At 53.3% G+C, this 6,817-nt stretch carries 6 protein-coding genes and 1 riboswitch; of the genes, 2 read left to right on the top strand and 4 right to left on the bottom strand.

The annotated features are described in order from the left end of the window. Window positions 1-29: 29 nt before the first annotated feature. The 4 genes from PHV74_05870 to thiC all read right to left on the bottom strand — a co-directional run bounded on the left by PHV74_05870 (window position 30) and on the right by thiC (window position 4,607). Window positions 30-1,265 carry a competence/damage-inducible protein A gene (locus tag PHV74_05870; protein MDD5093892.1) on the bottom strand — a complete coding sequence of 412 codons (1,236 nt, stop codon included), beginning with the start codon at window positions 1,263-1,265 and terminating at the stop codon, window positions 30-32. 1 nt (window position 1,266) lies between these two features. Beyond that, a complete protein-coding gene (locus tag PHV74_05865; protein MDD5093891.1) occupies window positions 1,267-2,256 on the bottom strand; it encodes a hypothetical protein in 990 nt (329 codons plus the stop codon). A 203-nt stretch (window positions 2,257-2,459) separates the two neighbouring features. Next, entirely contained in the window at window positions 2,460-3,263 is an 804-nt protein-coding gene (locus PHV74_05860; GenBank protein ID MDD5093890.1) for a sulfide-dependent adenosine diphosphate thiazole synthase, read from the bottom strand. Between the two features lie 42 nt (window positions 3,264-3,305). Next, a complete protein-coding gene (gene thiC / locus PHV74_05855; protein MDD5093889.1) occupies window positions 3,306-4,607 on the bottom strand; it encodes a phosphomethylpyrimidine synthase ThiC in 1,302 nt (433 codons plus the stop codon). A gap of 64 nt (window positions 4,608-4,671) precedes the next feature. Continuing rightward, window positions 4,672-4,772: riboswitch (TPP riboswitch) on the bottom strand. Between the two features lie 230 nt (window positions 4,773-5,002). Here thiC and PHV74_05850 point away from each other — a divergent pair. Beyond that, window positions 5,003-5,419, top strand: a complete 417-nt coding sequence (locus PHV74_05850; protein ID MDD5093888.1) for a zinc ribbon domain-containing protein — start codon at window positions 5,003-5,005, stop codon at window positions 5,417-5,419. Window positions 5,420-5,674: 255 nt separating this feature from the next. Beyond that, window positions 5,675-6,817 (top strand): acyl-CoA dehydrogenase family protein, encoded by a 1,143-nt coding sequence (locus PHV74_05845; protein ID MDD5093887.1) that lies wholly within the window; start codon window positions 5,675-5,677, stop codon window positions 6,815-6,817.

Here is a 6,817-nt window from a genome sequence, read left to right as displayed (position 1 = left end):
TTGAAGAAACTCCTTGACATGGTTCGCAATCAATTGTGAGTCTTCTCCAGCAAAAGGCGCCTCAGCGCAAAGAGGGCCCCCATGGCTGCATAGCGTTTGATTCTTGGACGGTGCTGTGGAAAAGCAACGTGTATTGATCGTGTTATTTCTCCATCTGTGATTCCGATGTAGACTGTACCCACAGGCTTCCCCTCGAGTTCATCCGGTCCTGCCACTCCCGTTGTTCCGATGCCGATGCTGGCGCCCAAACGAGTCTTCGCTGCCACAGCCATTGCTTCAGCAACGTTTGAACTGACTGCTCCGTATCGGATGATCAGTTGCCGGTCAACCCCGAAAGCCACTTTGGCCTCGTTGGAATAGGCTACCAAGCCTCCTTTGAAGTAATCGGAGCTTCCCGGGACATCGGTGATCAGATTGGCCAGTAGTCCTCCGGTGCATGACTCCATCGTTGCTAATGTTAACCCCCGCCTGCGGAGCAAGTCGCCCACCATTTTTTCCAGGATTTCGTCGCCGGTGCCCCAGATGTGATCGCCAAGGATGGATCGGATTTTCTTTTCCAATGGGACGATCATCTTTTCTGCCTCTTTCCGGCTGGAGGCTTTGGCTGTCACGCGCACTTCGATGCCGGTGAGTTTGGCATAGACGCCGATGGTGGGATTGGTTGAAGAGAGCAGAGGGCTGATCATTTCGTCGACCTTCGATTCTCCAAGCCCCCATATTTTGAGTGTCTGAGAGCAGATGATGGCTGAGCTGAGCTTCTGGAGTTCAGGCTTGATTTCCTTCTCCCACATCTGCTTCATCTCTCCCGGAGGGCCCGGCATGGCCAGGATCATCTTGCTGCCTTGTCTTACCCACCAACCGGGAGCGGTACCGGTGGGGTTAGGGATTGCTCGTGCCGATGGTATTAGAGTAGCTTGCTTGAGATTCCTTGCCGGCATTTCGCGTCCCAGCCGATGGAATACCCCTTTCAGCCAATCCTCCAGAGCAGGATCAACCGCCATCTCCTGGTGGAGCATTTCGGCGATCGCCTCGCGCGTCAGATCATCTTCGGTAGGGCCGAGTCCTCCGGTGGCGATGATCAGGTCAGAGCGATCCCAGGCCTGGTGAAGGGCTTCGACGATTCTCGTTTGATTATCGCCGACCTGGGTGACCCGGTAGAGATCGATACCCAGAAGAGGTAATTGTCCGGCAAGATAGGCGGCATTGGTGTCCGTAATCTCGCCGAGGAGGATCTCGGTGCCGATGGAGAGTATCTCCGCTTTCACGTTATCCCTTGGGCAGTAGTTTGACTCCGTAGATATCCCAGTTGCCGTTACGCTTGTCCATCCACACCACTGTGTCGTGGCTGATGGCCGGACGCCACTGTTCGGCTGTGTTGGTGCAAACAGGGAATTCTGACTTGGCCGCCAGATCATACGCATAGATATCCCAGTTGCCGTTGCGCTTATCTCTCCAGATGACCGTGTTGCCATCTACTGCTGGCTCTTGCTGGTCTCCTTTGCTGGTACAAACGGGGAACTCCACATTGGTTTCCATATCGGAGCCGTAGATATCGCCTTTCTTATCGCGCAGGTCCACCCATACCACAGTGCTGCCGCTGATGGCCGGTTCGAGCTGGTCTTTGGTGTCTTTGGTGATCTGGAATTCGTTTTTGGCGAGATAGTCGAATCCGTAGATATCCCAGTTCTTGTCTCGATTATCTGCCCAGACGATGATGTTTCGGCTCATGGAGGGCGAAGCCTGATCAGCCCGGTCATCGCAGACAACAAATTCGCTGCGGGTATTCAAATCGTAGCCATAGATATCCGGACTCTTGTTGCGCTTGTCAACCCAGACCACCAAGTTGCCATCGATGGCCGGGGACGTCTGGTCTGCCGGATTGGTGCAAATGGGGAACTCGGTCCTGGTGGCGATATCGAATCCGTAGATATCCCAGTTGCTGTTGCGCTTGTCAGCCCAGATCACGATGCTGCCGCTGATATTCGGATCAGTGGCCATACCTGGTCCGGAACAAATGACGAAACTGGCCGATGTGAGCAGGTCATAACCCAGGATGGTATATTCATCACGGTTCTGCCAGACGGCCGATGTGTCATTGATGTCCGGGTAACGCTGCCATGAGGAATCGGTGGAGAGGGCCAGCTCTTGAAGGTCCGGAGTTTTGGCGGAGGCGTTGTTGGAGCCACAGGAGATGGTGGCCATAGAGAAAGTAGCTGTCACGACCACGATCAGAAGGATGGCTCCAACTGTCCGCATTCTCATTGTATGTATTGTATGCCTATGCGGGTGTTTTTTGCAATAAGGCGATCTAATGAATCTCCGATCCAATCATGGTCAATCCCCTGTCCCCCACCCTTGGGGGAAGAGTTGTAAGGGCACGTTGCAACGTGCCCCCTACGGGACACCCCCAAAACCCCCGGCAGGAAGTATCCTGCACTACTTAATCAGAGGTCCCTTGATTAAGGGACCTGTTTTTGAACCTCTTTCTGAGCGAGATTCGCAACGATCAGTTCGGCCGCTTTTTTCCCCGATAGGAACATGCCGCCGAAGATCGCTCCCATTCGATGAGAGCCATAAACAGCGTTGGCTGCCATGCCGGTGACAAAGAGTCCGGGGAATATCTCCCTGGTATTCTCGATGAGGGCTTTCTCTCCCACCTCGGCCCACATGGATTTCTCCCCGATGACCTCGCCATTGCGGGTATTTAGCTTGGGCCCCATCTTCCTGGCTACGATCCGGGCGATTTCACTGGGATGACCGGTGGCGTCGATGACCGCCTTCGCTCTGATGGTCAGGGGATCAACATGCATGTTGGCCGCCTCGACGGCGCTCCAGTTCAGCACCAGGCCTGTGATGCGGTCATTCTCTCGAACCATCACGTCTTCAACGCTGATGGCATTGAATATCTTGGCGCCTGCCTGTATGGCTTTAGAACAAAGGGTGCAGATGGTCTCCAGGGAATCGGCAACGAAATAGCCCTCTTGATACTTAGTGGTTCGGATACCCATCTCATCCAGTATGAACTTGGCTTCGTCTTGCACCACGATTCGATTGAACATCATACCTCCGCCGGGCATGCCGCCACCCACACGAAGCGCTCTTTCGAATATGGCCGTTTTGACCCCTGCTTTTGCCAGATAATATGCAGCCACCATGCCGGACGGCCCTGCCCCGGCGATGGCGACATCCACTTCCATGTAATCCATAAAATCAGTGATGAAACTCTGGGTTATGGCTCTGGATATGACAATCTCATCTATCACTGGTGTCTTTTCTCCTGATTGAATTTTATAGCTGCAACGGTCTCAGCAGTCCTTCTTCGGCGTGCCCAGGTATTTGCTCACCACTTCCATAGCGCAATAGCTCCCGCACATAGTGCAACCTTTGCTATCTGTAGACTGGCGAGAGCGGATTTGAGCGGCTTTCTGCGGATCGAGCGCCAGTTTTATCTGGCTGTCCCAGTCCAGATTTTTGCGGGCAGTGGACATGGCTCTATCCCATTCCCATGCTCCTTTGACTCCCTTGACGATATCCCCTGCGTGAGCGGCAATGCGACTGCCCATCACTCCCTCCCGCACATCGTCTACGGTAGGAAGGGCGAGGTGCTCCGAAGGGGTCACATAGCACAGGTAGTCGGCTCCAGCCGCTGCTGCTATGGCTCCCCCGATAGCGGCTGTGATGTGATCATGCCCGGCAGCGACATCGGTGACCAGCGGCCCCAACACATAGAATGGAGCGCCTTTGCATACCCGTTTCTGGATTTGCATATTGGCCTCGATCTGATTCAGCGGGACATGTCCCGGGCCTTCAACCATCACTTGGACTCCAGCTTCACGGGCTCTGTCTACCAGTTCACCGAGTGTCAGAAGCTCCTCAAACTGGGCTCTATCTGACGCATCGGCCAGACTGCCGGGACGCAGCCCATCACCCAGACTCAGGGTCACATCGAATTTCTTGGCGATTTCCAGCAGCCGGTCATATTGTTCGTAGAGGGGATTATCGCGCTCATTGTGCAGCATCCAGGCAGTCAGAAAGGAGCCGCCCCGCGACACGATATCCGTCAGCCGGCCATCGTTTTTCAGACGAGCAATGGTTTTCTGATTTACGCCACAATGGACGGTGATGAAATCGACTCCGTCCCGAGAGTGGTCTTCAATGGCAGCAAACATATCGTCGGCAGTCATCTTGACGATCGCCCCGTGTTGTTCGATGGCTGCAACCGCCGCTTGATAGATGGGGACAGTCCCGAATGTCAGCGGGCATTTTTCGAGAAGGGCTCGGCGGATAGAGCCGATATCGCCGCCGGTGCTGAGGTCCATGACGGTATCCGCTTTGGCGTCAATGGCGGCGTTGAGCTTGGCCATCTCCGATTCGATGTTGCCGAAGTCGGGCGAGGTGCCGATATTGGCATTCACCTTGGTGCGCAGCCCTTTTCCGATGCCGAAAGGATCGAGTCCCTTATGGTTGATATTGGCCGGGATGACAATCAATCCAGCCGCCACGCCCTGTCGGATTAATTCCGGATCAAGGCCTTCCTTTTTGGCCACGATTTTCATCTGTGGCGATACTTTTCCCTCTCGAGCGATTTCCAGTTGTGTCTGTGTCATTTTTTTTCTCCCTTCCTTAATAAAAAAAGACCAAGAGCCGCGGGATCGGTTCTTGGTCTTCTGGTTTCAATGATAACCGCTTCCCTTCGCTCGCGTTATCGAGGTCAGGTTCAAAGAGTTCTCCGAAAACCGGAGTCTCAGCTTTGAGCACCTCTAGCGGTACAGCTCTATTTAATTAGGCGTTCAACGCCCGTTTTCGAAGGCAACCGGCCGGGCGCCGAGCACATTTAGAGGATAACCCACCGTCAATTCCTTGTCAAACAGTTGCGTGGGGTTAAACCATATCGGAAAAATTCCCCAATCTGTGATATACTGATGGACAAATCTGCAAGGCTGATTCGGAACTTAATCAGCGCTTTCTCAAGAGGGTATTTCTCGAATGAAGGGGTGTTAGCGTGCCATATTGTCCTCATTGCGGAGCCACTATCGAAGGTGGTGAGATATACTGTCATTTCTGCGGCAAAATGACAGCAAACATAACAGCCCCAACGCCTGAATTGAGCCCGGCAGAAATCCCTCCTGAAATCAAGGGCTGGAACTGGGGTGCGTTCTTTCTAACCTGGATATGGGGGATTGGGAACCGGGTATGGATAGCGCTTCTCTGCCTGATTCCCTATGTCGGTCTGGTCATGGCCTTTGTCGTGGGAGCGAAGGGTAACCAATGGGCCTGGAAGAGCAAGCAATGGGATAGCGTTGAACAATTCAAGGCAACTCAGCGCAAATGGGCCTGGTGGGGTTTGGGTATCTTTCTTGCCGTTGCTACATTGGCAGTCATCGCAATTATCATTGACAGTAGCGGGTCCGGAGATTAGGCGCATCGCATCACCTCTTCCCTGCGCGAATCCGTTAAAGCTTATCTTGAATGGGAAGAGATTTGCTCTTGACATCATCCCGCAAAAAAATTACAGTTAGCCTAACGATTGTTCGACGCATTGTTCCCACACGGCTTCATCATCAGAAGAGAAGAATACCAACCTGTGTTTGCGTGTACCCGATAGTCATCTGCGCACGGTTAATTGGCGAAGATATGCAGTCCAACTTTCTGCTGTGTGAGAAAAGGAGGCAAAGTGGTATTTCAATTAACTGAAGAACAGAAAATGCTACAGATGATGGTCCGTGGTTTTGCTCAGAAGGAATTGGCGCCTGTAGCTGCAGAAGTGGATGAAGCAGCACAATTCCCAGAGGAGCAGGTCAGAAAAATAGCGGAACTGGGATTGATGGGCCTCACCATTCCTGAGGAATACGGCGGAAACGGCAAGGGCATGACGGAGTTCTGCATTGCGAGTGAAGAGATGTCCAAGGTATCAGCGGCCATCGGCGGCTATTTCCGAATAAGCCTGTCACTGGGCATTGTTCCGGTCAGAATGCACGGAAATGAGGATCAGAAAACCAAGTACCTTCCCCCTCACGCCAGCGGAGAGAAGCTGGCATGTTTTGGCCTCACGGAGGCGGCTGCTGGAAGTGACCCTGCCGCCATATCCACGACCGCTACGAAGCGCAAAGGGGGCTATGTTATTGACGGGACCAAGACGTTTGTTAGTCTCGGTGCTGAGGCTCAGATATGCGTAGTTTTCGCTACTCTCGACAAGTCGTTAAGGCAGAAGGGAATAGCTGCTTTCATTGTCGATAGTGATACTCCCGGCTATTCGGTGGGGAAATATGAGCGCCAAATGGGTTTCCGCGGCCTCTCAGTAACGGACCTGGTGTTTGAGGATTGCTTTGTGCCGGCGGAGAATCGGCTGGGTGAAGAAGGACGGGGACTGAAAATTGCTCTTGAGGTTCTCGATGAGAGCCGGATTACCGTGGCGGCTGAAGCTGTGGGGATATCTCAAGGTGCTTTTGAGATTGCCTTGGCCTATGCTAAGGATCGCAAACAATTCGGTCAAACGATTGCCAACTTCGAGGCCATTCAGTGGATGTTGGCGGATATGGCAACTCAGATTGAAGCAGCGCGGCTTTTGACTTTCAATGCTGCTCATGTTGTAGATCATGGGACGCCCTACGCCAAAGAGGCCGCGATGGCCAAAGTCTTTGCCTCAGAGGTATCCGCTTTTGTCACCGGCAAGGCGATGCAAATCCTTGGAGGGTATGGCTACACCAGGGACTATCCGGTGGAGAGATTCTTCAGAGATGCCAAGCTGACCGAAATATACGAAGGTACCTCTGAGATGCAGAGGATCACCATCGCTCGCGCCCTGTTAAAGGAGTAG

Source organism: Dehalococcoidia bacterium, from assembly GCA_028711995.1.
In the GTDB taxonomy this organism is placed as follows: Bacteria; Chloroflexota; Dehalococcoidia; order SZUA-161; family SpSt-899; genus JAQTRE01.
Note: the sequence above shows the minus strand (reverse complement) of the source record. Positions and strands in the feature narration are given on the sequence as shown.

Coding starts and splice junctions, on each gene's coding strand:
- PHV74_05865 (MDD5093891.1), bottom strand. CDS start 2,256: ATGCGGACAGTTGGAGCCATCCTTCTGATCGTGGTCGTGACAGCTACT.
- thiC (MDD5093889.1), bottom strand. CDS start 4,607: ATGACACAGACACAACTGGAAATCGCTCGAGAGGGAAAAGTATCGCCA.